The following is a 24,972-nucleotide window of genomic DNA, read 5'->3' as shown; positions in this document are numbered from 1 at the left end:
TTATGGATTCTGGGGCTTGGTTTCGAGGGACGGGTTGCTGGTCGGTGGATTGGGTTGCTGCATCTGCAGCGAGGGCTTGCTCGGGTCGGCGTCTTTCGCCGGATGGTCATTGTCGCGGTCGAAGCAGCCGGCCAGCAGGCTCAGGCTGCCCAACAGGCAGATCAGAGGTGCGATACGCATGGGAACCTCCTGGTGGGGTGTGCGCGGTGCCAGGCGAACCCGGCACCGCGTGCCCTCACTTACGAGCGGCCGCCCTTGTGGCCGGACTCGCTCTGGCGATTGCCGCCGCCGGAGCTCTGCCCGCCCTTGCGACCGGCTTCGGACGCTTTTTCGCGGTCATTGGCGAAATTGCCTGGGTTCTTCGTTCCACCCTGGCTGCCGGTCTTGTTGGCGTCCTGCTTGTTGGTGTCCTGGCGACCGGTCATGTTGCTGTCTTTGTTGGCCATGGTTGCAAAAACCTCGTGTGGCTAAGGGTTGCACGGCGAGGTGCCGTACATGGATTGGGAGTACGGCGATAAAGAGGGATTCGGATTATTCCGAGCGGATCGGACCGGTGGCGCTAAACAAGCGGCGACGGTGTATTTGGGGCGCAAGCGGTTGCCTGGTGGGCAGACTTTGCGTTGACCCCAGGCGGAGATCTGGCATACTTCGACGACCTACCGGTCGGTAGGTTACTATTTTGCTTGCACGGACTTTCGCTCATGCCCGCTTCACATTTGCGCTTCGCCGCCTCCCTCGCCCTGATCGGCGCCCTTGGCCCGTCTGCCATCGACATGTACCTGGCCAGCCTGCCGGAGATGGCCCGCGACTTCGCCACCGGCTATACCCAGGTTCAGCTGACGCTGACCGTGTTCCTGTTGGCCATGGGCGCCGGGCAACTGCTGTTCGGGCCACTGGTGGATGCCTTGGGGCGGCGTCGCCCGCTGCTCGCCGGCCTGCTGGTGTTCTGCATCGCCTCCCTGGCTGCGGCGGCCGCGCCGTCGCTGGACGCGTTGCTGCTGGCGCGCCTGGTGCAGGGCCTGGCCAGCGCGCTGACGCTGGTGGTGATCATGAGCATGGTTCGCGACAGCGCCGATGGCGCACGGGCGGCGCAGATCTTCGCCCTGCTGATGACCATCGAGGGCCTGGCGCCGATCCTCGCCCCGGCACTGGGCGGGGTGATCGACGCCGCGTACGGCTGGCGGGCAATCATGCTGGTGCTGGCTGGCCTCGGCCTGCTGACCCTGGTCAATTCGGCCATGACCCTCGATGAAACCTTGCCGCCGGCGCATCGGGTGCGCCTGGCACCGGCCACGGTATGGCGTACCTACGCCCGCATCGCCGCCGACGGCGCGTTCCTGCGCCCGGCCCTGGCCCTGTCGGCGGTGTTCTTCTTCCTGTTCGCCTACATCGCCGGCTCGGCTTATGTGTACCAGCAGCACTTCGGCCTCTCCAGCACGCACTTCGGCCTGCTGTTCGGCGGCTGCGGCGTTGCCATCCTGCTCGGCGCGGCGCTGTCCGGCTATTGCGTCAGCCGGCACGGCGTGGCCCAGGTGGCCTGGTGGGGGGCGCTGTGCATGGGTGCCGGCGCAGCACTGGCGGTGATTGCCAGCCTGTCTGGCACAGGCCTTCCGCTGCTGCTGGCGGGCGTGGTACTGGCGCTGTTCGGCCTGGGGGTTTGCGAGGCCACCCTGATGGCCCTGGCGATGTCATCGCAGCAGCGCGACGTCGGCTCGACGGCGGCCCTGCTCGGCGCGCTGCAACTGGTGATCTCGTCCAGCGCCACGCCCCTGGCCGGGCACCTGGCCACCCTGGGCCCGCTGGCCTGGGCCTGGTTGCTGGCGGCGGCGGCCGTGGTCATCGTCGGTTTGACCCGCGCCGCCATGGCAAAGACAATCAGCGCCTCGTCCTGCAGCGTCAACCCGGAGTGACCGCCTTGAAAGCCCTGACCCCATCCGCCGCGCGCATCTGCGAGCATGCCGTGGAGCATTTCGCCGAGCACGGCTACGACGGCTCGTCGCTGAGCGAGATCGCCGCCCTGGCGGGCATGCGCAAGGCCTCGCTGTACGCCCACTTCGCCAACAAGGACGCGTTGTTCATCTGCGCCTTCGAACGGGCCCTGGCCGACGAGACCGCCTACGTCGAGGCGGGCTTCGGCCAAGAAGCGGCGGGCCGCGAGGCGCCGGGGCACTGGCATCCGCTGCACCTGGCCGAGCGCTACGCGGCCTCGGCCAACCTGCGCTTCGTGCTGCGCAGTGCATTCCTGCCGCCGGCACCGGTCCGCTTGATCGTCACCAGCGGCTTCGAGGCGTACCTGGAGCGGATCCGCCTGGGCTTCTGCCAGGCCCTGGGCGACCGGCATGCCTGGGCCCGCAGTGATGGCAACAAGCTGGAGCTGTATGGCGATGCCTACCTGGGGATCATCGACAGCCTGCATGTGGAGCTGCTGTACGCGCCCCCGGCGGTGTATGCGCGGCGGGCAGCGTCGTTGCTGAAAATTCTCGATGATTCGCTGCAATTGGCCGGACAGTAGACCATGGGGGCCGCTGTGCGGCCCCATTGATTTCAGGGCCTGACCTTCTTCAGCTCGTTCAACAACCCCATCAACTGCTCCAGCTTGTCCGCGCCGAACTGGCGCTGGATTTCCTGGTAGTTGCGCTCCATCTCCTCGCTCATCGCCAGGAACGCCTGCTGCCCGCGCACGGTCAGGCTGATGAAGATGCGCCGCTGGTCTTCCGGCGACTTGCGCCGCGCCACCAGGCCGTCGCGCTCCAGGCGCTTGAGCACGCCGCTCATGCTCGGTTTGAGGATGCACGCCTGGTCGGCCAGTTGGTGGCTTTCCAGCTCGCCCTGCTGGCGCAGGATACGGATCACCCGCCATTGCTGCTCGGTCAGGTCGTGGGCATTCAGGGCCGGGCGGAAGAACGCCATGGTCGCTTCGCGGGCCTGCAGCAGGGTCAAGGTCAGGGAGGGTCTTGGTTGGGTCATCAGGATCAAGGGCTGTTTTATTAAGATATTAATAAAGTGAAATACATTTTCACCCGGGCTGTCCAGCTCTGTGAAAAGTACCAGCGCTCCTGGCAATCACCCATTCCCGCGATACCGTCCTCATAGCACGATCTGCCGACAGCCAGCCGCCCGGAGCCCGTCGCCGCATGTCAACGCAACCCCGCCTGGCGCTGGCGATACTCACCCGGCGTCATCTGCGCATGGCGCTGGAAGAAACGGCTGAAGTACGCCGGGTCCTTGAACCCCAGGCGGTAGCAGATCTCGTTGGCCGAGCCGCCGGTGTACAGCAGCAAGCGCCGCGCCTCCTGCATCAGCCGCTCGAACACCAGGCGCTTGGACGGCAGGTCGGCCATGCGCCGGCACACGTCGTTCAGGCGCGCCTCGGTCACGCCCAGGGCTGCCGCGTAGGCCGGCAGGGTCCAGTGGTCGAGGTAGTGGCGCTCGATCAGTTCGTTGAAACGGTGAAACAGCTGCAGGTCCTCGTGCCGTGCGGGCGTCGCCTCCAGCGAATTGGCGCACAGGCGCAGCAGGCTGATCATCACCAGGCGCGCCAGATCCTGCACCGCGGTGCCCTGCCCGGCCTGACCATGGCCCAATTCGCCGCCCAACAGGTCGAACAGCTGCTCCAGGCGCCGCACCTCTTCGGCCGCCGCCCCCTGCAGATGACCGAGCGCGACACACGCAGGCTGCAGGCGCGGCGCGAGCGCCAGTGCAGGCTCGGCCTGCAGCAGTTGCCAGACCAGTTGCTGGCGCACGGTCAGCACATGGCCGTCGGCATCGGGCTCGGTGACGAAGGCATGGGGAATGGTCGGCGGGGTAAGGAAGAACATCGGCCCCGACTCGTGGTACCGCTGCTCGTCCAGGTACACCCGCACGCTGCCGGTCTTCACGTAATGCACCTGGAAGAAGCGGTCGTGGCGATGCACCGGCATGTTGCGGCCGAAGAATCCGGCCAGGTTGCCCAGCCGGTCGTAATGCACCTCGCTGTCGCTGTAGCGCTGGTCGTAGACCTGACCGATGTTGATGTTGGGGATCGGCTGTCGTTCTTTCATTGTTGTTCTCGCAGCGGTGAAACGCGCCGGGGGAAATCATCCTAGCATCACCGGCCAGCGGCGAATGCCTTGACGATCGTTAACATATTAAATATAACGTTAACACATTAACAAAAACACCGCGAAGCGCCCCCGGTCGCTTCGCCCACCGCAGGAGAAATGCATGAGCCGTGCCTTGCACGAGGTCGCCAGCGGCAGCCTGTTCGGCGTCGCCCTGAACTACCAGGGCCTGCTGCAACAGCATCTGGCGTCCTTCCACGAAGCGCCGTACCAGCAGCCGCCGGTCAAACCGGTGCTGTTCATCAAGACGCCCAATACCCGCAACGGGCACGCCCGGCCGGTGACCTACCCCTCGGCAGTCGAACGCCTGCAAGCGGGCCCTGCCCTGGGCGTGGTCATCGGCAAGGACGCCAGCCGCGTCAGCCTGGACCACGCGTTGGAGCACGTGGCGGGCTACACCATCGTCAACGAGTTCAGCCTGCCGGAAGACAGCTACTACCGCCCGGCGGTCAAGGCCAAGTGCCGCGACGGCTTCTGCCCGCTCGGCCCGCAGCTGGTGCCGGCCGCGCAGGTCGGCAACCCCGACGCGCTGGGCATTCGCCTGTGGGTCAACGGTGAGCTGCGCCAGCAGAACAACACTGCCAACTGCGTGCGCGGCGTGGCCCGGCTGATCGCCGAGATCAGTGAGTTCATGACCCTGCATGCCGGCGACGTGCTGATCACCGGCACCCCGGAAGGCCGTGTCGATGTGCTGCCCGGCGACCAGGTGACGGTCGAGATCGACGGCCTCGGCCAGCTGACCAACCCCATCGTTGCCGAACAAGGACTCGTCCCATGAAGCACGCCCGTATCCAGTTCGACGGCCAGGTCCACGCCGTCACCGTCGAAAACGACCAGCGACTGCGCCTGGCCGATGGCCGTGTGGTCGACGCGGACCAGGTCACCTGGCTGCCGCCGGCTACCGGCAGCATGTTCGCCCTGGGCCTGAACTACGCCGACCATGCCGCCGAGCTGGCCTTCACCCCGCCCACCGAGCCGCTGGCCTTCGTCAAGTCGCCCGGCACCTACACCGGGCACAACCAGGTCAGCTGGCGCCCGGACAACGTTAAGTACATGCACTACGAGTGCGAACTGGTGGCGGTGATCGGCAAGCCGGCGCGCAACGTCAAGCGCGAGGACGCCCTCGACTACCTGGCCGGCTACACGGTGTGCAACGACTACGCCATCCGCGACTACCTGGAGAACTACTACCGCCCCAACCTGCGGGTGAAGAACCGTGACGCCACCACCCCGGTGGGCCCGTGGATCGTCGACACCGCCGATGTGCCGGACCCGTCGAACCTGACCCTGCGCACCTGGATCAACGGCGAGCTGAAACAGCAAGGCACCACGGCCGACATGATCTTCGACATCCCCTACCTGATCGAATACTTCTCCAGCTTCATGACCCTGCAACCCGGCGACATGATCGCCACCGGCACCCCGGAAGGCCTGGCCGATGTGGTCCCGGGCGACGAGGTGGTGGTGGAAGTGGAAGGCGTCGGCCGCCTGGTCAACCGGATCGTCAGCGAAGCCGAGTTCTTCGCCCGCAACGCACAAGAGGCAACAGCATGATCAAGCACTGGATCGATGGCCGCGAAGTCGAGAGCCGCGACACCTTCGTCAACTACAACCCGGCCACCGGCGAGGCCATCGGCGAAGTCGCCAGCGGTGGCGCCGAGGAAGTCGCCCTGGCCGTGGCCGCGGCCAAGCAAGCCTTCCCGAAATGGGCCAATACACCGGCCAAGGAGCGCGCACGCCTGATGCGCCGCCTGGGTGAGCTGATCGAGCAGAACGTGCCGCAGCTGGCCGAGCTGGAAACCCTGGACACCGGCCTGCCGATCCACCAGACGCGCAACGTGCTGATTCCCCGCGCTTCGCACAATTTCGACTTCTTCGCCGAGGTGTGCACACGCATGGACGGCCACAGCTACCCGGTGGACGACCAGATGCTCAATTACACCCTGTACCAGCCGGTGGGCGTGTGCGCCCTGGTGTCGCCGTGGAACGTGCCTTTCATGACCGCCACCTGGAAGACCGCGCCGTGCCTGGCCCTGGGCAATACCGCGGTGCTGAAGATGAGCGAACTGTCGCCGCTGACCGCCAATGAGCTGGGGCGCCTGGCGGTCGAGGCCGGCATCCCCAAAGGCGTACTCAATGTCATCCAGGGCTACGGCGCCACAGCCGGCGATGCCCTGGTGCGTCACCCGGACGTGCGCGCCATCTCCTTCACCGGCGGCACCGCCACCGGCCGCAAGATCATGCAGACGGCCGGCCTGAAGAAGTACTCGATGGAGCTGGGCGGCAAGTCGCCGGTACTGATCTTCGAGGACGCCGACCTCGAGCGTGCGCTGGACGCCGCCTTGTTCACCATCTTCTCGCTCAACGGCGAGCGCTGCACCGCCGGCAGCCGCATCTTCATTCAGGAGAGTGTGTACCCGCAGTTCGTCGCCCAGTTCGCCGCCCGCGCCAAGCGCCTGATCGTCGGCGACCCCACCGACCCGAAGACCCAGGTCGGCTCGATGATCACCCAGCAGCACTACGACAAGGTCACCGGCTACATCCGCATCGGCCTGGAAGAAGGCGCGCGCCTGCTGGCCGGTGGCCTGGAGCGCCCGGCGGGATTGCCGGCGCACCTGGCCAAGGGGCAGTTCATCCAACCGACGGTGTTCGCCGATGTGAACAACAAGATGCGCATCGCCCAGGAAGAGATCTTCGGCCCGGTGGTGTGCCTGATCCCGTTCAAGGACGAGGCCGAGGCGCTGCAACTGGCCAACGACACCGAGTACGGCCTGGCTTCGTACATCTGGACCCAGGACATCGGCAAGGCCCATCGCCTGGCCCGTGGCATCGAGGCCGGGATGGTGTTCATCAACAGCCAGAACGTGCGCGACCTGCGCCAACCGTTCGGCGGCGTCAAGGGCTCGGGCACCGGCCGCGAAGGCGGGCAATACAGCTTCGAGGTCTTCGCCGAGATCAAGAACGTGTGTATATCCATGGGTAGCCATCACATTCCGCGCTGGGGGGTGTAACGCGGGGCTGCTGGGCAGCCCATCGCCGGCAAGCCGGCTCCCACAGGGATCACCGCACACTGTGGGAGCCGGCTTGCCGGCGAAACGAGGGCGAAGCCCTCGCCATGGATACATAACAACAACCCGTTACCGGAGACTCCCATGGGCACACTCGCTCTCGCCGCCAAGATCACCCACGTGCCGTCGATGTACCTGTCCGAACTGCCCGGCCCGCGCCAGGGCTTTCGCCAGGCGGCCATCGACGGCCACCTCGAGATTGGCCGGCGCTGCCGCGAACTGGGCGTCGACACCCTCGTCGTGTTCGACACCCACTGGCTGGTCAACGCCAACTACCACATCAACTGCGCCGCGCACTTCGAAGGCCTGTACACCAGCAACGAACTGCCGCACTTCATCGCCAACATGAACTACGGTTTCCCCGGCAACCCCGAGCTGGGGCGAATCCTTGCGCAAGAATGCAATCGCCTGGGCGTGGAGACCATGGCCCACGACGCCACCACGCTGGCGCCTGAATACGGCACCCTGGTGCCGATGCGCTACATGAACACCGACCAGCACTTCAAGGTGATCTCGGTCTCGGCGCTGTGCACCTCGCACTACCTCAACGACAGCGCGCGCCTGGGCTGGGCCATGCGCAAGGCGGTCGAGGAACACTACGACGGCAGCGTGGCCTTCCTGGCCAGCGGCTCGCTGTCCCACCGTTTCGCCCAGAACGGCCAGGCCCCGGAGTTTGCCACCAAGGTCTGGAGCCCGTTCCTGGAGACCCTCGACCACCGCGTGGTGCGCATGTGGCAGGACGGCGACTGGGCCGATTTCTGCGCGATGCTGCCCGAGTACGCGGTCAAGGGCCATGGCGAAGGCTTCATGCACGACACCGCCATGTTGCTCGGCGCCCTGGGTTGGTCGCAGTACGACGGCAAGGCCGAAGTGGTGACGCCGTACTTCGGCTCCTCCGGCACCGGCCAGATCAACGCGATCTTCCCGGTCACCCCGCAGGACGGCAGCGCGATCCCCGCCGCCCAGGCCTCGAACCCGGCCGGGGTCACCTCCACAAGCCGCCTGTAAGGAGCACCACCATGCCCCATCTGGTCCTGCTCTACAGCCCGGATATCGAAGCCGACGCCGATATGCCCAGCCTGTGCCGCGCCCTGGCCGACTGCATGCTCGCCCAGCGCGACGAACACCATCGCCAGGTGTTCCCCACCGGCGGCACCCGTGTGCTGGCCTACCCCGCCGCCCATGCGGCAATCGCCGATGGCCGCGGCGCCTACGGTTTCGTCTACGCCAACCTGCGCATGGGCGGCGGACGCAGCGCCGCAGTGCACCAGCAGGTCGGCGACGCGCTGCTGACAGTATTGCGCCGGCACCTGGATACGCTGCTGGAGCGTCGCCCCGTCGGCGTGACCCTGCAGATCGACGAAAGCCAGGCCCAGGTGTACGACGCCAAGCACAGCAGCCTGCACCCTCTGTTCACCCGCCAGCCCTGAGGTCTCCATGCTCGACGCCCGCATCATCCAGCAAGCCGCCGCCCGCCTCGATCAGGCCGAACGCACCCGCGAACAGGTCGGCCAGTTTTCCCTGGAACACCCCTCGATCAGCATCGAGGACGCCTACGCCATCCAGCGTGCCTGGGTAGCGCAGAAGATCGAGGACGGCCGCAAGCTGGTCGGCCACAAGATCGGCCTGACCTCCCGGGCCATGCAGGTCTCGTCGAACATCACCGAGCCGGACTACGGCGCGCTGCTCGACGACATGCTGTTCGACGAAGGCAGCGACATACCCTTCGAGCGTTTCATCGTGCCGCGGGTCGAGGTGGAACTGGCGTTCATCCTCGGCAAGCCGCTCAAGGGGCCGAATGTGACCCTGTTCGAAGTGCTAGACGCCACCGAGTGGGTGATCCCGGCGCTGGAGATCATCGATGCGCGCATCCAGCAGGTCGACCCGCTCAGCGGCGCCACCCGCAAGGTGTTCGACACTATCTCCGACAACGCCGCCAATGCTGGCGTGGTGATGGGTGGGCGCGCCGTGCGCCCGGGCGATATCGACCTGCGCAAGGTCCCTGCGGTGCTGTACCGCAACGGCGTGATCGAGGAGTCCGGGGTGTCGGCCGCGGTGCTCAATCATCCGGCCAAAGGCGTGGCCTGGCTGGCCAACAAGCTGGCGGCGCACGACGTGGGCCTCGAAGCCGGCCAGGTCATTCTCGGCGGCTCGTTTACCCGCCCGGTGGCTGCCCGTCGCGGCGACACCTTCCACGTCGACTACGACCAGCTCGGCTCGATCGCCTGCCGTTTCGTCTGAGGAGCGCCCATGGACATGCCCATCAACACCTTCAAGCAACGCCTGCGCAGCGGCCAGGCGCAGATCGGCCTGTGGCTTGGCCTGGCCGACCCGTATTGCGCGGAGCTGGCGGCCAACGCCGGCTTCGACTGGCTGCTGCTCGACGGCGAGCACGCGCCCAACGACCTGCGCAGCCTGCTCGGCCAGTTGCAGGCCGTGGCTCCCTACCCGGCCCAGCCCATCGTGCGTCCGGTGATCGGTGATACCGCGCTGATCAAGCAGTTGCTCGATATCGGCGCACAGACCCTGCTGGTACCCATGGTCGAAAGCGCCGAGCAGGCGCGCCAGCTGGTGCGGGCGATGCGCTACCCGCCCCACGGCGTGCGCGGTGTCGGCAGCGCTTTGGCGCGGGCATCGCGCTGGAACAGCATCCCCGACTACCTGGACCAGGCCGACCAACAGATGTGCCTGCTGGTGCAGGTGGAGAACCGCGAAGGCCTGGCCAACCTCGATGCGATCTGCGCCGTCGAAGGCGTCGATGGCGTGTTCATCGGCCCCGCCGACCTCAGCGCTGCCATGGACCAGCGGGGCAATCCGGGGCATCCCGAGGTGCAGGCAACCATCGAGGACGCCATCGTGCGCATCACTCGCGCTGGCAAGGCGGCGGGCATCCTCAGCGCCGACGCAGCTCTGGCGCGCCGGTACATCGAACTGGGCGCGGCGTTCGTCGCGGTCGGCGTCGACACCACGGTGCTGATGCGCGGCTTGCAGGGGCTGGCGGGCACGTTCAAGGCAGGGACAGCCACCATTACCCAAGGCAGTGTCTACTAGTGTGGCGTTTCAGAAGTACCAATGTAAATTAGGGCTAGTGTGGTGTTTTGCAAATACGACCGATAAATCGCTCGCGAGTTATGGTCGTTATTTGTGAAACACCACACTAACACAGGATTTCCTGCTCTCTTGCGCATATTGCCAACCTCACCCGCCCGTGCAAACCAGGGCTGAGCCCGACTCGCGGGATCCTAGACTTCAAAACCCTATAAAAACAAGTCAAGGCGTCACCGACCACTCAAGGAACAAAGATTTATTCAACGCCCCCTTAATTGAGTGAAATACGCCGACTGCCAAACGGCAACGTACAGGGCAAGGGTCAAGCACCCTCTAATTACGGCGCTGACATAAGGTGAATGGCATATATCTCACCGCTAATTGTTTCGCCCTTGAAAGTCATTTCATCATATCCCATGCCTCTGGTCGGATCCTTATGCTTATCATCTAAACCACCCACTACAACTCCCCCTCCAATGCTTGTATAACACCTATTTTTTTCATCCTTAACCGTTCTGAAGCAGACAATCTGACCTTTCTCCATGCCCATAACCCAGACTGATTTGGCATTGGTTCCAGTACCTCGGCAGACAGACAAGGACTGATCAACATTGATGTAAAAAACACATCGCTCAGATTCCTCCCCTTCAAACATTTCTTCTGGAAACATTATTACCTTTACATCCTCTGCTTTTTCTGCTTCCTTTACTTTATTTTTAGTGACTAACAAACCAAAAATGCCAAGTGCCAGCAGCACGCCTATCAAACACCAAGATACTTTTCGATTCACGACCACCTCTCCTTGATCAGATACTTTTTAATTCATCACAACATTTTCTACCTATGCCGAATCACACGCTACAAATACTAGTAAACAGACGTTTCCCGGAGCTGGTTCATGAGCGAATACCAGTACTCTGATCCGTACAAACTCCATAACCCCTCTCCTTGGTGGCAACCTAAAATTTAGGAAAATGCGAGGCGACGGACAACTGGTAAAAATGTCAGGTTGCCTAGCCCTGAAATAGGCTTACACTTGCTCAGGTAGGTCTGAGAAGCCTCATGATGCCCGATGCACTGCATCGGGTGTTTTTTTCAGTGCCATGTGAGGTCGTTCTATGTTGTAGATCTACACTCCCTCATCAACCCTCCATCTCGCTTGTTCCAAAATTTCAGGTCTGCTCAACAGCAGCCCCATCTTGCTGAATTTGGTCGAACGCTTTTGCTCAATGTTGAGTGAGAAATGGATCAAGCGTCAGACACATATCAGCGTCAAATAGCTGGAAACTTCGATTGAGCACTACCTGGAAACTGCAACCAGACCCGAAGCCATTCCGAGGCACAAGAAAGCAGAGGACATCCTCGCCTCAGTCGCTCGTGCCGCACGAGCACTCGGGCCATGATTTTTCAGCAGTAGTTCTGAAACACCCTTCCAGTAACGCGTAGCTCGACGTTGGTGCCTCGGTGACAGCAGACGGCAGCACTGGCCCGCCCGGCACCACCATGCTAGCCTCCGCGCGCCCCGTCCTACGGGGTCGCGACAACGTCGAATCAAGGAGTCAGGCAATGGACCTGCAGTTTCTGGGCACCTCTTCCGGGGTGCCCACCAAGGCCCGCAACGTCAGCGCGACCGCGGTCATCGAAACCACGGGCAACGGGTGGTACCTGGTCGATTGCGGCGAAGGCACCCAGCACCAGTTGCTGCGCAGCCCGCTGTCGGTGCGCGACCTGCGCGCCATCTTCATCACCCATGTACACGGCGACCACTGCTTCGGCCTGCCGGGGCTGCTGGCCAGCGCCGGCATGTCCGGGCGCAAGGAGCCGTTGCAGCTGGTCATGCCGGCCGACCTGCATCCCTGGGTGCGGCAGAGCCTGGCGGTGAGCGACACCTACCTGCCCTTCGAGTTGCAGATGCAGGCGCTGGAGACTTTCGCGGGCTTGAGCCACGGCAATATCCAGGTCGGCGTGGTCGAGCTGTCGCACCGGGTGCCCTCCTACGGTTTCGTGTTCGAGGAACGCGATCCGCAACCGCATCTGGATACCGAGCGCCTGCGCGCCGACGGCATCCCGGCCGGGCCGCTGTGGGGGCAGATCGCCCGTGGCCGGACAGTCGAGCACGAAGGTCGCCAGATCGACCCACAGGCCTACCTGCAGCCGACGCGTCCGGCGCAACGGATCATCGTCTGCGGCGACAACGACCGCCCTGAGCTGTTGAGCGAACTGGCCGCCAACGTGGACGTACTGGTCCACGAAGCCACCTTCACCCAACCGGTGGTCGAACGCACCCAGGCCAGCTTCGGTCACAGCACCGCCGCTGCGGTGGCGCGCTTCGCCGAGATGGCGGCGGTGAAGAACCTGGTGCTGACGCACTTCAGCGCCCGCTACCAGTCAGGCGGTGGGCGCGGCGGTTCCATCGAGGAGGTACGCGAAGAGGCGCTGGCGCACTACAAAGGGCACCTGACCCTGGCCCGGGACCTGGCGCGCTATCGGATTGGCCGTGATGGGGTGCTGGTCGAGGTGGAGTAACGCCCCACCTTGCTGGCATGACAGCCCTCGAGCGATGGCCTCAATGCGCCGGATGCTGCTCCACACTGGCCGCCAGGCAGTAGCGATCGCGCCCCTGCCGCTTGGCCTGGTAGAGGGCCGCGTCCGCCGCCGCCATCAGGTTCTCTGGAGTGACCGTCGCCAACGTCGGCGCACCCACAGCGATCCCGGCGCTGGCCGTGACATGGCCGAACGGACTGCCACCGTGCTCGATGGCCTGCCGGCGCAGCAACTGCAGGATCTCCTGCACGATCTGGCTGGCCCCTGCGGCATCGGTATCGGGCAGCAGCAAGGTAAACTCCTCGCCACCATAACGCACCGCCAGGTCGCCCGGGCGTTTCAGCGCCTGGCGCAACAGTTCGCCGAAGCGGCGCAGGCACTGGTCGCCGGCCGGATGCCCGTAGCGGTCGTTGTAGGCCTTGAAGCAGTCCAGGTCGAGCATCACCAGGGCCAGGGCATAGCCCTGTCGCCGCGCCCGACGTATCTCCGGTTCCAGCACCGCATCCAGCCGCCTGCGGTTGCCCAGCCCGGTCAGGCTGTCGGTCAGGGCCAGCGCCTTGAGGGTCTGGTGGGCCTGGTGCAGGGCACGCTCGATGGCGATGCGCTCGCGCAACTGGCGCAGGACGATCCAGCCGAAGCCGGCAACGCCAATCAGCAACAGCACCAGCACGGCCAGCGACTTGAGCATATCGTGACGCCACGGCGCGATGATCGACTCGCGCGACAAGCCCGCCTCCACCACCAGCGGGTAGCTGCCCAGTGAACGGAAGGCATACAGGCGTGGCGTGCCGTCCACCACCGCCACCGCCTCGGCCACCCCCTCGCTGGCATAGGGCAGATAAAGACGGAAGATCTCGCTGCTGGCCAGGCTGCGGCCAATCACCTGCTCAACGAACGGCCGGCGCACAAGGATGGTGCCGTCGCGCTTGGCCAGCACCAGGGCGCCACGCTCGTCGATCTTGAAGTCGCCGTAGTAGCGCACGAACCAGTCGACCTTGATGGTGCCCAGCAACACCCCGGCAAAGCTGCCGTCGGCATTTTCCAGGCGTCGCGAGATGGGGATGATCAGGTCGCCCGTGGAGCGGCTGCGCACCACCGAGCCGATGCGCACCTGGCGGTCGGGATGGGTGCGGTGATAGATGAAATAGTCGCGGTCGGCATTGTTGGCCCCCGCTGGCACATCATCCTTGTCGGTGACGATCCAGCCGCCGTCCGGGCCATAGACGAACAGCCCGTGCAACTGCGGCATGATCTGCGCCTGCTGCTTGAGCAACGCATGCAGGCGCGGCCGGTCGACATGGTCGAAACCATCGCCTTCCAGGCGCTCGGCCAGCGCCGCGGTGATCGCGTCCACCTGGCGGATGGCATCCTCGGCATGCTGGGCGGTGGCCCGGGCCAGGTTGCTGACCGCATGCTCGGCATTGGTGAACACTTGTCGGTAGTCGCGCCAGATCCGCCAGCCTTCGACCAGCACGAAAGCCAGCATCACCACCGCCATGAAACTGAGCATCAGGCGGAACAGCGACACGGCGCGGCCCTCGCCCGTCACCGGGAAGAGGCCGTCCTCGGTCTGTTTCCTGACTGCGCGCATTGAAGTCCCTTGTCATCGACCCTTGGCCGCCAATGACTATAGTTCAGCGCCGCTTGCGTGTGCCGAGGCTGATCCACACCGGCGCATGGTCGCTGGCGTGGGCCTCGTTGCGCACCCAGGCGTCCTTCAGTAGAAAAATTAAACCTTTGCCCGCCGCCGGCTCTCAACCGTACGCGACACTGACGTCGCGCCAACGGATAAGGAGTCACACATGAGCAATCTGTTCCTCAAGCGGGTCGGGTTTTCCATGGTGCTGGGCATGGCGTCGCTACAGGCCATGGCCGCCTCGTCGGATGACTTCGTCGACGCCGCCACCGAGGCCGGCATCGCCGAAGTGGTGACCGGCAAGCTGGCGCTGGACAAGAGCAAGGACCCGCAAATCAAGACTTTCGCCCAGCAGATGGTCACCGATCACACCCAGGCCAACCAGAAGCTCGGCGACATCGCCCGCCAACTGGACATCAGCGTGCCCGATGAAGCGGCGCTGACCGACAAGGTCAAGAAGATGATCCTGGAATGGCGCGACGAGTCGTTCGACCGCTCCTACGTCAACAACCAGGTCGAGGCCCACGAGAAAGCCGTGGAACTGTTCAGGAAAGAGGCCGCCTCGTCCGACAAGGCCGAGCTCAAGGCCTTCGCCGGCGAGACCTTGCCCAAGCTCGAAGAGCACCTGAAGCATGCCAAGGAACTGCAGGCCAAGCACGGCCAGTAACCCGCTCCACTGACAAAGCGAGGCTCCCATGAGCAATGATGCACTGCGTTCGGAAGTCCTGACCCGCCTGTTGCACGCCCACCCGCAAGGGTTGGGCAAGGAAGTGCTGGACAACTACCGCGGCGAGAAAGCCGTGGCCGGCATGCTCAAGACCCTGCAGGAGCAAGGCTTGATCCACGATGGCAGCGTGAATGTCGAAGCCGGCCACACGCTCAGCGTCAACTACCCGATCAAGCTGTCGTCCGCCGGCGTCGAGGCCGCCAGACAAGCCGAAGGCTGATGTCGGTCCGCCCTGTGGCAATGGCTCGGCCAACTGCCACGGGGCGTGCTAACGCAGGCCTTCGATGATCGCCTCCATCAACGCCCGCACTCGTCGTGGCTGCACCCGCGTCGGCGGGTAGACGATCTGCAAAGCCACCTGCCCAGCACTGAAGTCTGCCAGCACTTCGACCAATCGACCGTTGTAGAGGTCGTCGCGCACATCGCGAAGCGATTTCAGGCACAGCCCGTGCCCGTCCAGCGCCCAGCGGCGCACCTGCTCGCCGTTGTTGGCGATCCGCCGCCCGTGCACGCTCACCGGGTAGGCCACGCCGTCCAGGCGAAATGGCCAGACCCGTTCGGCGTGGATGCCGAAGCGCATGACGATGCAATCGTGGCGTGCCAGGTCGTCCGGGTGCAGTGGCGTGCCGTGGCGGCGCAGGTAGTCAGGCGCGGCGCACACCACCCGGCGGTTGTCGCCCAAGGGCCGTGCGCGCAGGGAACTGTCGGCCAAGGTGCCATAGCGGATGGCGAAGTCGATGCCCTGCCCCACCACGTCGACATAGCCATCGGTCAGGTCCAGGTCGATCGAGACTTGCGGATGTTCGGCCAGGAAGCGGTCGAGCAGCGGCACGATGCAGTGCTGGCCGAGGTCCACCGGCGCACTCAGGCGCACCAATCCGGAGATTTTCTGCTGGACGTCTCTGAGACGGCTTTCCAGCTCGTCGGCCTCGGCCAGCAGGCGCCGAGCGCCCTCGGCGAGTTGCCGGCCGGCGTCGGTGAGGCTCAACGAACGGGTGCTGCGGGTCAGCAGCGCCACCCCGTAGTGCGCCTCCAGCGCCGCCAGGCGCTCGGACACCGTGGCCGGTGACAAGCCGCGCTCGCGGCCCGCCGCCGACAGGCTGCCTTTTTCGATGATGGTCAGGAACAACGCCAGGTTATCCAGCATGCTTTTCGATTTTTCCGAAATATGATTTTGGCTTTCGCCTGATTATTGGTGATTTCCTCGCTAATTACACTGCCCGGCATCGACACCCCCACAGGAGCAACCCGATGACCAGCAGAAGAGATTTCATGAAAGGCACCCTCGCCGGCGGCATCGCCGTCGCGGCAGGCGCGGTACTGGCAAAAGAGCCGGGCAGCAACACCGGGACGCCGCCCGATAGCGCCGATGGCAAAGGGTTCTGGCCCAATGGCGCGCAACTGGTGATTTCCGTGTCGTTGCAATTCGAATCCGGTGGCCAGCCGGAACTCGCCGAAAGCCCCTTCCCGCCCCTGGATTCACGCTACCCCGACACCATCGCCCCCAGCTGGTACCGCTACGGCCCACTGGAAGGCGTGCCGCGCCTGCTCGCGCTGTTCGACCGGCACGGCATCAAGGTCACTTCACACATGGTCGGCAAGGCTGTGGAGGCTTACCCGGAGCTGGCGGCCGAGGTGGTCAGGCGCGGCCACGAAGCCGCCGGCCACGGCCTGCACTGGGCGCCGCAGTACAGCCTGACGCCGGCAGAGGAGCGTCGCCAGTACGAGCAGGCCAGCGCCATCATCGAGCGCGTCACCGGCCAACGCCCGGTGGGTTTCAACGCGTTCTGGATGCGTCACTCCCGCGAGACCTTGAACATCCTCCAGGACCTCGGCTTTCTCTACCACATCGACGATCTGGCCCGCGACGAACCCTCGATCACCCCGGTGCGCGGCAAGCCGTTCGCGGTGGTGCCCTACACCCTGCGCAACAACGACATCGGCCGCATCGCCGGCTCCACGGCGATGACCGGCGCCGCGCTGTTGCAGGAGCTCAAGGACGAATTCGACGTGCTCTATGCCGAAGGCCGTCAACGGCGCCGACTGATGTCGCTGTCGGCGCATGATCGCATCGGCGGCACGCCTACCGTGGTGCACGCGCTGGATCAGTTCTTCGCCTATGCCCGCGGCCATGCCGGCGTGGCGTTCATGCGCAAGGACGAGATTGCCCGTTGGGCCCTGGCCCAGGCCGATACGCCGGTCAATCCGCCACGTGTGTTCAGCGCCCAACCAACCCCGCCTGCAGCATGAACGCAAGGTTGTCCTCCAGATGCCAGTCCTCGGCAATCCGGCCATCGGCGACACGGTAGATATCCATGGCGATGAAATCGATGGCTTGACCCTGCCCCTGGTGCTCGCCCAGCTTGCCGCTGAAGTGCCCGGTGAAACGCAGCGCCGCGGTGACCCGGTCGCCTGCGACGATCATCTGCAGTACCTCGCAGCGCAGGTCCGGCACCGCTGCGCGGAATGCCCTGGAAGCGCTCAATGGCCCTTCCACGCCCTGTGGCCGTCCCGGTGGCAGTGTGTTGTCGCGAAAGTCGCTGGCCAGCGCGGCGCGGGCCATGGCCTCGTCGCCGGTGTTCCAGAAGGTGTCGTAGCGGCGGGCGGCGAGGATCTGCTGCTCCAGCTGGGCCTTGGGCAGGCTCTGGTCCACGACCAGGGTGGCCGGAGTCACCAGCTCGCCGGCATTGCCCGGATTGGCCGCCGCGCTCAGCAGCAGCAGAGTGATCCAGCGGCCAGCACGCAGCGCCGAAGCCTTGGGTTCGGTGTTCATCTCAGTTTCCTTCAGTGCATTCAACGGGAGGGTATGGCGCGGCCGCGAACCATGGATAAAAGCCTAACCAGTCCCGCCCAGGCGCTCAAGAAGGCACTTTTCACTCACCTGATTACCTCGGAGTAACCCATGGCCCATTACCGCGAATGCCCCGCCTACGATGTATTCGCCCCGAACTGCCCGGCCCGCCTGGTGCTCGACCGCCTCGCCGACAAATGGGTACTGCTGCTCATCGACCGCCTCAGCGCCGGAGAGCGGGTGCGTTTCAACCAGCTACGCAGGGATATCGCCGGCGTCTCGCAGAAGGTGCTGTCGCAAACCCTGAAGCGGCTCGAACGCGACGGCCTGGTGGAGCGCCAGGTGTATCCGACCGTGCCGCCCACCGTCGAGTACGCCCTCACCGAGCTGGGCGCGACACTGGGCGGCACTGTGGAGCGTTTGGCGCAGTGGGCGGAGTCGAACATGCCGGCGATTCTTCTGGCGCGCCAGCTGTACGACCAATGCGGCGAATGATTCAGCCCTCTTTTTCGACATCCCTCGGGGGCATCGGCGGACCACATGCCCCCCGTAGGTCGCTACTGCTGCTGATACTGACTCAGGTACTTGTCCAGCACCGCCTTGTCCCCCGCCCCTTCACCGGCCACCTGCCACAGCCGCCGCTCGATGCCCTGGGCCAACAGGTGACCCACCGCAGCCTCGATGGCCGACAGCACGCACAGTTGCGCCGGTTCGTTGGTGGTGTAGCCGACCTCGGCCTCGAGCAGCTTCTTGAACTCGATGAACTTGAACACCCCGGCGTTCTGCCCGACCGAGTAGATGGTCTTGCTGGTCATCACGTTGGCCAGCACCTGCCCGGTGCGTACGTCCACCGCCCGCAGGTTGACCGTGACCTGGTCGACCCGGTACTCGCGGGACAGGCCGATGCCCAGGTAGCGGGCGCCCTCGCCGCCGCTGCGCACGTTGGTGTCGTAGGCGATGATGCCACCCTCGAGCATCAGGTTGGCAGCCTGCAACGGCGGCAGTTCGCCCTGGATGTTCTCGGCGACGTCAGGCTTCTTCTGCGAGGCGCGGATGATCTTGCGCTCGGTCAGCAGGTTCTGCAGGCCTTCACGCTCCAGCACCACGAACCAGCCGCTGGCGTTGAGGGCGTCCATCAGCATGCTCGCCGCCCCCTGGGTGACGCTGGTGGAGAACGAGCTGGCCGGGGTTGGCTTGTACTGCCCGGTCTGGTCGCGGAAGCCGTACACCACCGCCATCAGCCGACCGCGTGGCCGCGGCATGTTGACGAGGTCGTAGTAGGTCGAGGCCCGCGGCGTCAGCGTCGGGGTCTCGGGGTCTTGTTCGGCCGGCATCGGCTCGCGCAGGCCGCAGCCTTGCAGGCCAGCCAGGGCGGTGAGGATCAGCAGTGTGCTCAGCAGGCGTTTCATGGCGTTCTCTCCCCAGTAAAAGACCCGTCCCTCTCAGGGGTTCAGGCCGCTGACCTCGATGATCGAGACTTCCCCGGTGGCCCGGTCGGTGACCTTGATGCTCAGCGCCCCGGAATCGTCGATCACGTCGATCAGGAAGGCGTCGGTGGACATGCTGCCGGTGTTGCCGTTGCTGATGTTGTCCAGCAACTGCCCGAGCAGGCGCGACTCGAGCTGGTTGCTGAAACGCTCCAGGGCCGAGGTGCCGGCGAATGCCGAACTGCGGTCCTTGAGGTCGGGGTCGTCGTAGTCGTTCTGCGCCTGGGCGTTGTTCAGCAGCCAGGCGCCATTGATCGGGTTGCCGCCGAAGGACGGGTTGACCGGGGTGTACACCAGCTCCGTGGCCAGGGCCTGGCCACCGAGGCCGGCTGCCAGCAGACAGGCGGCGATGCGTCGTGCAAGGTGGTTGCTCATAGCTCGTCCCTCTCCAGATCAGTTGTGTCCTGCAGCAGCCGTTGCAATTTGCGCTGGATGATCTGCTGGCGGACCAGGTCGGCGGCCGCGATGGCCTCGTCGTTGAGTTGCGTGGTGTTGGGCGGCAGGAAGCGCCGGTACAGCACCTCGCGTTCGTATTCCACCGTCACCAGGCTGCCCCAGCGGGCATCCGGGCGTTCGCGCACCACCAGGTTGAAATCCAGCCGGCTGGTGGCGCGCAGCCGGTCGCTGAAGGCGTGATAGAAGTCGTGGCCGATATGCGAGATGGTGTTGTCGACGATGAAGCCCATCATCTCGTCCTCGGCCCCTGCCTGCGCCTGGCCATGCAACAGGGCCAGGCACAGGCACACCCGCGCGGCCAGGCGTTTCATGGCGCCTCTCCCAGGCCGGCATGTGGACGAGCGCCTGCGGCGCTTTCGGCGAAGGCCTGTTCGGCGACGAACTGCCAGTCGCTGTAGTGCTCCAGCCCCTCGAAGGCACTCCACTGGGCGTCGAAACCGCTGCGTTTGAGCGGCGCGGCGTCGGAGCGGCTGTACACCCCGGTGATGCGACCATCGACCGCGCGCAGCAGGCCCCATTCCTCGCCGCCGCCCACAGGGTCCGGGTAGAGCCGGCGCAGGTGGCGCTGCGGCGACGGGAAACGGTTGTCTTCCACCAGCTCCGCAAGGTCCTGCGGGTACTGGGCCAGGCCCGGCGAGGCGCGGTAGTAGCTGCGCAGGGCCTGGGCGTACTGGCCGCCCACCCACAGCAGCTGGCGCTCGTGTTCGCGCTGCTGGCTGGTGGCCCACAGGGTGCCGGTGGCCGCCAAGGCCACGCTGCTGACGGCGATCAGCAGCAGCACGCCCAGGTAGGTGAAGCCGGCTTCACCATTCGGCATAGAGGCTGCCATCGCGCGCCCTCCCGGTTGCTCCGCTCTTGATGTCGGCCACCGCGCCGGCCACGCCCTCGGGCGGCGGCACCAGCTGCCAGGCATCGCGCCGCTCGGTGATCGGGTCGACCGGGGTGTTGCGCAGGTAGCGCTGCTCCACCAGCTGGTCGATCGAATCGGGGTAGTGCCCGGTGTCGCCGTAGTAGTGATCCAGCGCCTCGCGCAGCACCGCCAGGCTCTGGCGCAGGGTGGCCTCGCGGGAGGCCTCCAGGCTGTTGAAGTAGCGCGGCATGGCGATGGTCATCAGGGTGGCGATGATCGCCATTACCACCAGCAGTTCGATGAGGGTGAAGCCTCGGCTCGCTTTCATCGCCGTCACCATTGCCCGTAGGGCACGTTGTTCAGGCCCTTGCCGCTGGCCTTGGAATACACGTCGAACACGTCCTCGCCTTCGCGTGGGCTGTCGGCCGCGCTGTCGTAGGCGCGCAGGCCCCAGCCACCCTGGTCGTCGTCCTTGGCGGCGCGCAGCGGGTCGTGGGGGATGCGCCGCAGGAAGTAGAACTTCGCGCCCTTGGCGCTGCGCACATCGCGCACGCCGTCCACCAGCACCTGCAGGCTCGGCGGATAACCGCTGGCGTTCAGGCGCTTCTCGATGTAGCCGGCGTCGAAGGCGCGCTTGTAGGCGTCGATGGCGTCGCGGATCTGGTACAGGGCCTCGCGTAACTGCTGCTCCTTGCCCCGGCGCACCACGGTCTCGGTCAGGGGCGCGGCCATGCTGGCAAGCAAGCCGAGCAGCGCCAGGGTCAGCACCACCTCGATCAGGCTGAAACCCTGCTGGCGGCGTGTCATGGCCGTGGCCTCGCGGCGGCAGGCACCACGGCCATCTGCCCCTCGACCAGCGGCGCCGCGGCCGGCTCGTCAGCCGGGGCGTCGGCGGGCAGCGCGCTGGCCGGCGCCGGTTGCGCCAGCTGACGCACCTGCAGGGCCGATTCGGTGCCGGTGGCGAACTCCATGTCCGACGGGCTCTGGTACGGCAGGTTGCGCACGATGCGCGGGGTGATCGCCAGCACCAGCTCGGACTTGCTCATGTCGTCCTTGTTGCTGCCGAACAGCCGGCCCAGGCCGGGAATGTCGCCCAGCCCCGGGATCTTGTTGCCGCTGGCGTTGTGATCGTTGCGCACCAGGCCGGCCAGCACCTGGGTCTCGCCATCGTGCAGGCGCAGGCTGGTCTGGGCGTTGCGGGTATCGACCTGGACCGGGATGGTGCCCTGGCGGGTGGCCTCCAGGGGGGTGGCGTTGCTCACTTCCAGGGCCACCTTGATCGCCACCTCGTTGTTCAGGTGCACGGTGGGCTGCACTTCGAGCTTGAGGCCGACATCCAGGTAGGTGACGCTTTCGGTGATCACCGGGCCTTGGGTCGAGGGCACCGAGGTGGCGCTGATGATCGGCACCCGCTGGCCGATGTGGATGCGCGCCTGCTCGCGGTTGCTGACCCGGATCACCGGGCTTGCCAGGGTGTTGATGTCCTTGTCCTGGGCATTGATCTTGGCCTGCGGCGCCGGCGAGATGCTGATACGGCTGGAATCGATGCCGCGCAGCTGGTCGAGCACGCTGACCGACTTGCCGTCGCTGGTCAGCACGCCGAAGGTGTTGGGCCATTGCAGGCCGAGGTCGAGGATGCGCGAGGTGGCCACTTCCATCACTTCCACTTCCAGCACCACCTCGGGGTTGGACTGGTCCTGGGACTGCAGCAGCTTCTCGGCCATGCGCACGGCGTCGGGGGTGTCGCGCATGGTCAGGGTGTTGAGGCGTTCGTCGACGAACACGTCGCGGGTCTTGAGCATGGTCTTGACCATGTTCAACGCGGTGTTGGCGTCGATGCTGGTCAGGTAGAAGGTGCGCATGACCAGTTCCTGGTAGTCCTTGGTCTTCTGCGGCGAGTCCGGGTAGAGCAGCAAGGTGTTGTCGTTGACGATCTTCTGGCGCAGCTGGTTCTGCTCCAGCAGCAGGGCCACGGCGTCCTCGATGCGCACCTCGCGCACGAAGATGGTGGCCTTCATGTCCGGGCGCAGGTCCTTGTCGAAGATGAAGTTGATCCCGGCGACCTGGGCCAGCACCTCGAAGATGGTCTTCAGGTCGGCATCGCGAAACTCCAGGGTGACCGGGCGCTCCAGCTTGCTGCGCAGTTGCGGGTACGGCGTGGCGGTACGGGCCTGGACGTTCTCGATGTCGCTGCGCAGCATCTGGCCCTTCTGGTTTTGCGGGTCGAGGCGCAGCACCTCGCGCATGTAGCGCTCGGCGCCGAACAGGTCGCCCTGGCGCAATGCAGCCTGGCCAAGGGCGACACGGTCGTCGAGGGTGCGGATCAGCTCCAGCTGGCGGATGCCCTCCTGGGCACGACGGTTGTTCGCCTCGATGGTCAGCACCCGGCCGTAGCCCATGCGCGCGCCGGCGAAGTCATGGCGCACGCGGTCGCTGTCGGCCTGGGTCAGCAGCGCCTCGACCGCGGCCTGGCGGCCGTGGGCCAGGGCGATGTTCAGTTCGGTGTCGCGCGGATCTTCGCGCAGAGCTTCCTCCAGGCGAGCGATGCCGGCCTCGTACTGGCCTTCCTTGATCAGTTCCTGGCTGTCCTTGCGCGCGGCGCTCGAGCCGCATCCGGCGATGGCCACGCACAGGGCCAGGAGCACGAACGGCGCAGGCTTGCACAACTTCGACGGTTTCATGGTGCGCTCCCGACAGACAGTGTCTGTGGCTGATGCAGTGGCAGGTAGACCAGGCTCAGCTCGGTGGCCGAAACGCGGTCCAGACGGTAGGTGTCGTCGATCACATCGCCCTGGCGCACGACGTAGAGCTTCTCGCCGCTCTGCAGGAAGATCTGCAGGTCGTCGCGCTCCCCCATGCGACCGATGAAACGAAACGGCAGCGTCGGGGCGGTAGGTGCGGCGGGCTCGGGGGTGGTGACCACGGGTTGTTCGGTGACGGTGGCCAGGGCCTGGGGTGGGGTCCATTGCTGGACCGGGAACAGGTCTCTCGAGGGCGGCGCCGCCCCGATCGCCGGTGAGTCGGCTGCCACTGGGTTGCTGGACGCTTCCGGCGCTGTGGGAGCCGGCTTGCCGGCGATCGGGGCCGCCTCGTCCTCAACACCAAACCAGTGCCCCGGCGCCCACGCCAGCGCCGCGCTCAACCCCAGGAAACCGGCCCACATCACCGCACGCTGAGTGTTCATCACGACCTCGACAGGTAAAGGGTCATGCGTACACGACCGGTCAGTTCCCGGTCACCGATCCGCTTGCGTTGCAGTTCCAGGTCTTCCAGCACCAGCGTCGGCAACTGGCCGAGCAGCGCCTTGAGGAAGCCACGGATCTGCGGGTAGCTGCCGCGCACCGGCAGGACGATCTGGTAGCGCGCCAGCTGGGTCTTCGGGTCCACGCCCAGGGCGTACTCGCCACGGGCCAGGCTGATGCGCTCGGCACTGGCCAGGTGGTACAGGCGCTCGATCAGCTCGCTGGCCTGGGGCTGGCCGGGCAGCTGCTGACGCAGGTCGTCCAGCGCCTGCTGCTCGGGCTTGGCCTGCACCTTGAGCTCACCACGCGCCAGGCGCTGCACCTGGGCACTGGCATCGGCCTCGCTGGCACGCAGTTCGCGCACTGCCTGCCACTGGGGCAGCACCCCGGCCAGGGCGACCGCCAGGGCCAGGCCGCCGACCAGCACCGCGGCCAGCCCTGCCCGGCCCAGGCGCCGCAGCGCTTCATGGACGATCAGGCTACGGACGCGCATGGCCGGTCTCCCAGGTGGCGGTGAGGTTGAAGCGCACCGGGTGCTCGACCTGCCCGGCCACCACCTCGTGGTTGAGCAGCGACACGTCCGACAGCTCGGCGCTGCGCTCCAGGCGCTGGTGGTACTGCAGCATGGCCTCGAGGTTGCGCGCCTCGGCACTGATGCGTACCTGGCCCTTGCGGGCATCGGGGGTCAGGCTGAGCAGCGCCACGTCTTCCTGCGGCATCGCCTCGAGCATGGCGAACAGCTGCTGCCATGGCCGCTGCAACTGCTGCGAGACGCTGCGCATCTGCGCCAGGCGCTCGGCCTGCTCGCGGATCACCGCGCTGCTCTGCACCGCGGCGGTGGCCGGGCGCCGGCCGAGCTTGAGTTCGAGTTGGTGCACGCGGCCTTCCAGGTGCACCTGCTCGCTCACCAATTGCTGCTGCGCCAGCACCAGCACGGCCAGCACGGCGCCGCCGAGGGCGAGCAACGACCAGGCCAGGGGGCTGCTGTAGCGGGGTTGGAATTCCAGGTCGAGGCGGCGCATG

General features: G+C 65.6%; 31 protein-coding genes and 2 pseudogenes. 15 read left to right on the top strand and 18 right to left on the bottom strand.

Annotated features, from left to right (window positions below; genetic code table 11):
• Together ACODS9_RS02025 and ACODS9_RS02020 are read right to left on the bottom strand one after the other, a co-directional pair.
• Nucleotides 1–180 carry a hypothetical protein gene (locus tag ACODS9_RS02025; protein WP_401105567.1) on the bottom strand — a complete coding sequence of 60 codons (180 nt, stop codon included), beginning with the start codon at nucleotides 178–180 and terminating at the stop codon, nucleotides 1–3.
• Nucleotides 181–239: 59 nt separating this feature from the next.
• Nucleotides 240–362, bottom strand: a pseudogene (locus tag ACODS9_RS02020) (con-10 family general stress protein); the annotation flags it as partial.
• 339 nt (nucleotides 363–701) lie between these two features.
• Here ACODS9_RS02020 and ACODS9_RS02015 point away from each other — a divergent pair.
• Both ACODS9_RS02015 and ACODS9_RS02010 read left to right on the top strand, forming a co-directional pair.
• Nucleotides 702–1,910 (top strand): multidrug effflux MFS transporter, encoded by a 1,209-nt coding sequence (locus ACODS9_RS02015; protein WP_489093123.1) that lies wholly within the window; start codon nucleotides 702–704, stop codon nucleotides 1,908–1,910.
• A 5-nt stretch (nucleotides 1,911–1,915) separates the two neighbouring features.
• Nucleotides 1,916–2,512 carry a TetR/AcrR family transcriptional regulator gene (locus ACODS9_RS02010; protein WP_401105563.1) on the top strand — a complete coding sequence of 199 codons (597 nt, stop codon included), beginning with the start codon at nucleotides 1,916–1,918 and terminating at the stop codon, nucleotides 2,510–2,512.
• A gap of 32 nt (nucleotides 2,513–2,544) precedes the next feature.
• Here the strand turns inward: ACODS9_RS02010 and hpaR are convergent, their stop codons facing one another.
• Both hpaR and hpaA read right to left on the bottom strand, forming a co-directional pair.
• Nucleotides 2,545–2,967, bottom strand: a complete 423-nt coding sequence (hpaR, locus tag ACODS9_RS02005; RefSeq protein ID WP_023632900.1) for a homoprotocatechuate degradation operon regulator HpaR — start codon at nucleotides 2,965–2,967, stop codon at nucleotides 2,545–2,547.
• Between the two features lie 170 nt (nucleotides 2,968–3,137).
• Nucleotides 3,138–4,040, bottom strand: a complete 903-nt coding sequence (gene hpaA, locus ACODS9_RS02000; RefSeq protein ID WP_367858506.1) for a 4-hydroxyphenylacetate catabolism regulatory protein HpaA — start codon at nucleotides 4,038–4,040, stop codon at nucleotides 3,138–3,140.
• A 163-nt stretch (nucleotides 4,041–4,203) separates the two neighbouring features.
• Between hpaA and ACODS9_RS01995 the strand changes: the two genes are divergently transcribed.
• From ACODS9_RS01995 to hpaI, 7 genes are all read left to right on the top strand, one after another.
• A complete protein-coding gene (locus tag ACODS9_RS01995) occupies nucleotides 4,204–4,878 on the top strand; it encodes a fumarylacetoacetate hydrolase family protein (protein WP_489093122.1) in 675 nt (224 codons plus the stop codon).
• Nucleotides 4,875–5,654 (top strand): fumarylacetoacetate hydrolase family protein, encoded by a 780-nt coding sequence (locus tag ACODS9_RS01990; RefSeq protein WP_367858508.1) that lies wholly within the window; start codon nucleotides 4,875–4,877, stop codon nucleotides 5,652–5,654. Before ACODS9_RS01995 ends, ACODS9_RS01990 begins: the two co-directional genes overlap by 4 nt.
• Entirely contained in the window at nucleotides 5,651–7,111 is a 1,461-nt protein-coding gene (gene hpaE, locus ACODS9_RS01985; RefSeq protein ID WP_110604733.1) for a 5-carboxymethyl-2-hydroxymuconate semialdehyde dehydrogenase, read from the top strand. The genes ACODS9_RS01990 and hpaE overlap by 4 nt, the downstream gene beginning before the upstream one ends.
• A 141-nt stretch (nucleotides 7,112–7,252) precedes the next feature.
• On the top strand, nucleotides 7,253–8,176 hold the full coding sequence (gene hpaD / locus ACODS9_RS01980) for a 3,4-dihydroxyphenylacetate 2,3-dioxygenase (RefSeq protein WP_401105553.1): 924 nt from the start codon (nucleotides 7,253–7,255) through the stop codon (nucleotides 8,174–8,176).
• Nucleotides 8,177–8,187: 11 nt separating this feature from the next.
• Nucleotides 8,188–8,598 (top strand): 5-carboxymethyl-2-hydroxymuconate isomerase, encoded by a 411-nt coding sequence (locus tag ACODS9_RS01975; protein WP_489093121.1) that lies wholly within the window; start codon nucleotides 8,188–8,190, stop codon nucleotides 8,596–8,598.
• A gap of 7 nt (nucleotides 8,599–8,605) precedes the next feature.
• Nucleotides 8,606–9,409, top strand: a complete 804-nt coding sequence (gene hpaH, locus ACODS9_RS01970) for a 2-oxo-hept-4-ene-1,7-dioate hydratase (protein ID WP_489093120.1) — start codon at nucleotides 8,606–8,608, stop codon at nucleotides 9,407–9,409.
• 9 nt (nucleotides 9,410–9,418) lie between these two features.
• Nucleotides 9,419–10,219: a 4-hydroxy-2-oxoheptanedioate aldolase gene (hpaI, locus tag ACODS9_RS01965; RefSeq protein ID WP_401105548.1), complete on the top strand. Its 801-nt coding sequence runs from the start codon at nucleotides 9,419–9,421 to the stop codon at nucleotides 10,217–10,219.
• Between the two features lie 334 nt (nucleotides 10,220–10,553).
• Here hpaI and ACODS9_RS01960 read toward each other — a convergent pair whose 3' ends face one another.
• A complete protein-coding gene (locus ACODS9_RS01960) occupies nucleotides 10,554–11,006 on the bottom strand; it encodes a hypothetical protein (protein WP_489093119.1) in 453 nt (150 codons plus the stop codon).
• Between the two features lie 412 nt (nucleotides 11,007–11,418).
• Here ACODS9_RS01960 and ACODS9_RS01955 point away from each other — a divergent pair.
• Nucleotides 11,419–11,619: pseudogene (locus tag ACODS9_RS01955) on the top strand (IS630 family transposase); the annotation flags it as partial.
• A 163-nt stretch (nucleotides 11,620–11,782) separates the two neighbouring features.
• A complete protein-coding gene (locus tag ACODS9_RS01950; protein ID WP_401105607.1) occupies nucleotides 11,783–12,742 on the top strand; it encodes a ribonuclease Z in 960 nt (319 codons plus the stop codon).
• A 40-nt stretch (nucleotides 12,743–12,782) separates the two neighbouring features.
• On the opposite strand, the gene ACODS9_RS01945 is transcribed toward ACODS9_RS01950, so the two are convergent.
• Nucleotides 12,783–14,351 carry a sensor domain-containing diguanylate cyclase gene (locus ACODS9_RS01945; RefSeq protein WP_489093118.1) on the bottom strand — a complete coding sequence of 523 codons (1,569 nt, stop codon included), beginning with the start codon at nucleotides 14,349–14,351 and terminating at the stop codon, nucleotides 12,783–12,785.
• A gap of 211 nt (nucleotides 14,352–14,562) precedes the next feature.
• Between ACODS9_RS01945 and ACODS9_RS01940 the strand changes: the two genes are divergently transcribed.
• Together ACODS9_RS01940 and ACODS9_RS01935 are read left to right on the top strand one after the other, a co-directional pair.
• On the top strand, nucleotides 14,563–15,063 hold the full coding sequence (locus ACODS9_RS01940; protein ID WP_489093117.1) for a DUF4142 domain-containing protein: 501 nt from the start codon (nucleotides 14,563–14,565) through the stop codon (nucleotides 15,061–15,063).
• 28 nt (nucleotides 15,064–15,091) lie between these two features.
• A complete protein-coding gene (locus ACODS9_RS01935; RefSeq protein WP_367858516.1) occupies nucleotides 15,092–15,343 on the top strand; it encodes a hypothetical protein in 252 nt (83 codons plus the stop codon).
• A 48-nt stretch (nucleotides 15,344–15,391) separates the two neighbouring features.
• On the opposite strand, the gene ACODS9_RS01930 is transcribed toward ACODS9_RS01935, so the two are convergent.
• Nucleotides 15,392–16,270, bottom strand: a complete 879-nt coding sequence (locus ACODS9_RS01930; protein ID WP_489093116.1) for a LysR family transcriptional regulator — start codon at nucleotides 16,268–16,270, stop codon at nucleotides 15,392–15,394.
• Between the two features lie 104 nt (nucleotides 16,271–16,374).
• Here ACODS9_RS01930 and ACODS9_RS01925 point away from each other — a divergent pair, with 104 nt between their 5' ends.
• Nucleotides 16,375–17,373, top strand: a complete 999-nt coding sequence (locus ACODS9_RS01925) for a polysaccharide deacetylase family protein (RefSeq protein WP_489093115.1) — start codon at nucleotides 16,375–16,377, stop codon at nucleotides 17,371–17,373.
• Here ACODS9_RS01925 and ACODS9_RS01920 read toward each other — a convergent pair.
• A complete protein-coding gene (locus tag ACODS9_RS01920; protein ID WP_489093114.1) occupies nucleotides 17,342–17,896 on the bottom strand; it encodes an ester cyclase in 555 nt (184 codons plus the stop codon). The two genes, ACODS9_RS01925 and ACODS9_RS01920, sit on opposite strands and share 32 nt — an antisense overlap.
• A 129-nt stretch (nucleotides 17,897–18,025) precedes the next feature.
• On the opposite strand from ACODS9_RS01920, the gene ACODS9_RS01915 reads away from it, so the two are divergent.
• On the top strand, nucleotides 18,026–18,409 hold the full coding sequence (locus ACODS9_RS01915; RefSeq protein ID WP_046855686.1) for a winged helix-turn-helix transcriptional regulator: 384 nt from the start codon (nucleotides 18,026–18,028) through the stop codon (nucleotides 18,407–18,409).
• A 62-nt stretch (nucleotides 18,410–18,471) separates the two neighbouring features.
• Here ACODS9_RS01915 and ACODS9_RS01910 read toward each other — a convergent pair whose 3' ends face one another.
• From ACODS9_RS01910 to ACODS9_RS01865, 10 genes are read right to left on the bottom strand one after another with little or no spacing between them, the layout of a single operon-like run.
• A complete protein-coding gene (locus ACODS9_RS01910; RefSeq protein ID WP_046855687.1) occupies nucleotides 18,472–19,323 on the bottom strand; it encodes a CsgG/HfaB family protein in 852 nt (283 codons plus the stop codon).
• Between the two features lie 33 nt (nucleotides 19,324–19,356).
• Complete coding sequence (locus ACODS9_RS01905) at nucleotides 19,357–19,776, bottom strand: curli assembly protein CsgF (RefSeq protein WP_023632251.1); 420 nt, start codon at nucleotides 19,774–19,776, stop codon at nucleotides 19,357–19,359.
• Nucleotides 19,773–20,168, bottom strand: a complete 396-nt coding sequence (csgE, locus tag ACODS9_RS01900) for a curli production assembly/transport protein CsgE (RefSeq protein WP_102685112.1) — start codon at nucleotides 20,166–20,168, stop codon at nucleotides 19,773–19,775. The genes ACODS9_RS01905 and csgE overlap by 4 nt, the downstream gene beginning before the upstream one ends.
• Nucleotides 20,165–20,686: a type II secretion system protein gene (locus tag ACODS9_RS01895; RefSeq protein WP_489093113.1), complete on the bottom strand. Its 522-nt coding sequence runs from the start codon at nucleotides 20,684–20,686 to the stop codon at nucleotides 20,165–20,167. The genes csgE and ACODS9_RS01895 overlap by 4 nt, the downstream gene beginning before the upstream one ends.
• Nucleotides 20,661–21,035, bottom strand: a complete 375-nt coding sequence (locus ACODS9_RS01890) for a type II secretion system protein (RefSeq protein ID WP_038706100.1) — start codon at nucleotides 21,033–21,035, stop codon at nucleotides 20,661–20,663. The genes ACODS9_RS01895 and ACODS9_RS01890 overlap by 26 nt, the downstream gene beginning before the upstream one ends.
• A 5-nt stretch (nucleotides 21,036–21,040) precedes the next feature.
• Nucleotides 21,041–21,514: a type II secretion system protein gene (locus ACODS9_RS01885; RefSeq protein WP_046855689.1), complete on the bottom strand. Its 474-nt coding sequence runs from the start codon at nucleotides 21,512–21,514 to the stop codon at nucleotides 21,041–21,043.
• Nucleotides 21,511–23,388: a secretin N-terminal domain-containing protein gene (locus tag ACODS9_RS01880; protein ID WP_046855690.1), complete on the bottom strand. Its 1,878-nt coding sequence runs from the start codon at nucleotides 23,386–23,388 to the stop codon at nucleotides 21,511–21,513. The genes ACODS9_RS01885 and ACODS9_RS01880 overlap by 4 nt, the downstream gene beginning before the upstream one ends.
• Nucleotides 23,385–23,891, bottom strand: a complete 507-nt coding sequence (locus ACODS9_RS01875; RefSeq protein WP_489093112.1) for a hypothetical protein — start codon at nucleotides 23,889–23,891, stop codon at nucleotides 23,385–23,387. The genes ACODS9_RS01880 and ACODS9_RS01875 overlap by 4 nt, the downstream gene beginning before the upstream one ends.
• Nucleotides 23,891–24,442: a GspMb/PilO family protein gene (locus ACODS9_RS01870; RefSeq protein ID WP_046855692.1), complete on the bottom strand. Its 552-nt coding sequence runs from the start codon at nucleotides 24,440–24,442 to the stop codon at nucleotides 23,891–23,893. Before ACODS9_RS01870 ends, ACODS9_RS01875 begins: the two co-directional genes overlap by 1 nt.
• Complete coding sequence (locus ACODS9_RS01865; RefSeq protein ID WP_401105530.1) at nucleotides 24,429–24,971, bottom strand: pilus assembly protein; 543 nt, start codon at nucleotides 24,969–24,971, stop codon at nucleotides 24,429–24,431. The genes ACODS9_RS01870 and ACODS9_RS01865 overlap by 14 nt, the downstream gene beginning before the upstream one ends.
• Nucleotide 24,972 lies beyond the last annotated feature (1 nt).

It is taken from the genome of Pseudomonas sp. FG36 (assembly GCF_057809275.1).
Note: the sequence above shows the minus strand (reverse complement) of the source record. Positions and strands in the feature narration are given on the sequence as shown.

What these genes read in the sequence shown, in the direction of transcription:
- ACODS9_RS02025 (WP_401105567.1), bottom strand. Translation starts at nt 180, where the DNA reads ATGCGTATCGCACCTCTGATCTGCCTGTTGGGCAGCCTGAGCCTGCTG.
- ACODS9_RS02015 (WP_489093123.1), top strand. Translation starts at nt 702, where the DNA reads ATGCCCGCTTCACATTTGCGCTTCGCCGCCTCCCTCGCCCTGATCGGC.
- hpaR (WP_023632900.1), bottom strand. Translation starts at nt 2,967, where the DNA reads ATGACCCAACCAAGACCCTCCCTGACCTTGACCCTGCTGCAGGCCCGC.
- hpaA (WP_367858506.1), bottom strand. Translation starts at nt 4,040, where the DNA reads ATGAAAGAACGACAGCCGATCCCCAACATCAACATCGGTCAGGTCTAC.
- ACODS9_RS01995 (WP_489093122.1), top strand. Translation starts at nt 4,204, where the DNA reads ATGAGCCGTGCCTTGCACGAGGTCGCCAGCGGCAGCCTGTTCGGCGTC.
- ACODS9_RS01990 (WP_367858508.1), top strand. Translation starts at nt 4,875, where the DNA reads ATGAAGCACGCCCGTATCCAGTTCGACGGCCAGGTCCACGCCGTCACC.
- hpaE (WP_110604733.1), top strand. Translation starts at nt 5,651, where the DNA reads ATGATCAAGCACTGGATCGATGGCCGCGAAGTCGAGAGCCGCGACACC.
- hpaD (WP_401105553.1), top strand. Translation starts at nt 7,253, where the DNA reads ATGGGCACACTCGCTCTCGCCGCCAAGATCACCCACGTGCCGTCGATG.
- ACODS9_RS01975 (WP_489093121.1), top strand. Translation starts at nt 8,188, where the DNA reads ATGCCCCATCTGGTCCTGCTCTACAGCCCGGATATCGAAGCCGACGCC.
- hpaH (WP_489093120.1), top strand. Translation starts at nt 8,606, where the DNA reads ATGCTCGACGCCCGCATCATCCAGCAAGCCGCCGCCCGCCTCGATCAG.
- hpaI (WP_401105548.1), top strand. Translation starts at nt 9,419, where the DNA reads ATGGACATGCCCATCAACACCTTCAAGCAACGCCTGCGCAGCGGCCAG.
- ACODS9_RS01950 (WP_401105607.1), top strand. Translation starts at nt 11,783, where the DNA reads ATGGACCTGCAGTTTCTGGGCACCTCTTCCGGGGTGCCCACCAAGGCC.
- ACODS9_RS01945 (WP_489093118.1), bottom strand. Translation starts at nt 14,351, where the DNA reads ATGCGCGCAGTCAGGAAACAGACCGAGGACGGCCTCTTCCCGGTGACG.
- ACODS9_RS01940 (WP_489093117.1), top strand. Translation starts at nt 14,563, where the DNA reads ATGAGCAATCTGTTCCTCAAGCGGGTCGGGTTTTCCATGGTGCTGGGC.
- ACODS9_RS01935 (WP_367858516.1), top strand. Translation starts at nt 15,092, where the DNA reads ATGAGCAATGATGCACTGCGTTCGGAAGTCCTGACCCGCCTGTTGCAC.
- ACODS9_RS01930 (WP_489093116.1), bottom strand. Translation starts at nt 16,270, where the DNA reads ATGCTGGATAACCTGGCGTTGTTCCTGACCATCATCGAAAAAGGCAGC.
- ACODS9_RS01925 (WP_489093115.1), top strand. Translation starts at nt 16,375, where the DNA reads ATGACCAGCAGAAGAGATTTCATGAAAGGCACCCTCGCCGGCGGCATC.
- ACODS9_RS01920 (WP_489093114.1), bottom strand. Translation starts at nt 17,896, where the DNA reads ATGAACACCGAACCCAAGGCTTCGGCGCTGCGTGCTGGCCGCTGGATC.
- ACODS9_RS01915 (WP_046855686.1), top strand. Translation starts at nt 18,026, where the DNA reads ATGGCCCATTACCGCGAATGCCCCGCCTACGATGTATTCGCCCCGAAC.
- ACODS9_RS01910 (WP_046855687.1), bottom strand. Translation starts at nt 19,323, where the DNA reads ATGAAACGCCTGCTGAGCACACTGCTGATCCTCACCGCCCTGGCTGGC.
- ACODS9_RS01905 (WP_023632251.1), bottom strand. Translation starts at nt 19,776, where the DNA reads ATGAGCAACCACCTTGCACGACGCATCGCCGCCTGTCTGCTGGCAGCC.
- csgE (WP_102685112.1), bottom strand. Translation starts at nt 20,168, where the DNA reads ATGAAACGCCTGGCCGCGCGGGTGTGCCTGTGCCTGGCCCTGTTGCAT.
- ACODS9_RS01895 (WP_489093113.1), bottom strand. Translation starts at nt 20,686, where the DNA reads ATGGCAGCCTCTATGCCGAATGGTGAAGCCGGCTTCACCTACCTGGGC.
- ACODS9_RS01890 (WP_038706100.1), bottom strand. Translation starts at nt 21,035, where the DNA reads ATGAAAGCGAGCCGAGGCTTCACCCTCATCGAACTGCTGGTGGTAATG.
- ACODS9_RS01885 (WP_046855689.1), bottom strand. Translation starts at nt 21,514, where the DNA reads ATGACACGCCGCCAGCAGGGTTTCAGCCTGATCGAGGTGGTGCTGACC.
- ACODS9_RS01880 (WP_046855690.1), bottom strand. Translation starts at nt 23,388, where the DNA reads ATGAAACCGTCGAAGTTGTGCAAGCCTGCGCCGTTCGTGCTCCTGGCC.
- ACODS9_RS01875 (WP_489093112.1), bottom strand. Translation starts at nt 23,891, where the DNA reads ATGAACACTCAGCGTGCGGTGATGTGGGCCGGTTTCCTGGGGTTGAGC.
- ACODS9_RS01870 (WP_046855692.1), bottom strand. Translation starts at nt 24,442, where the DNA reads ATGCGCGTCCGTAGCCTGATCGTCCATGAAGCGCTGCGGCGCCTGGGC.
- ACODS9_RS01865 (WP_401105530.1), bottom strand. Translation starts at nt 24,971, where the DNA reads ATGCGCCGCCTCGACCTGGAATTCCAACCCCGCTACAGCAGCCCCCTG.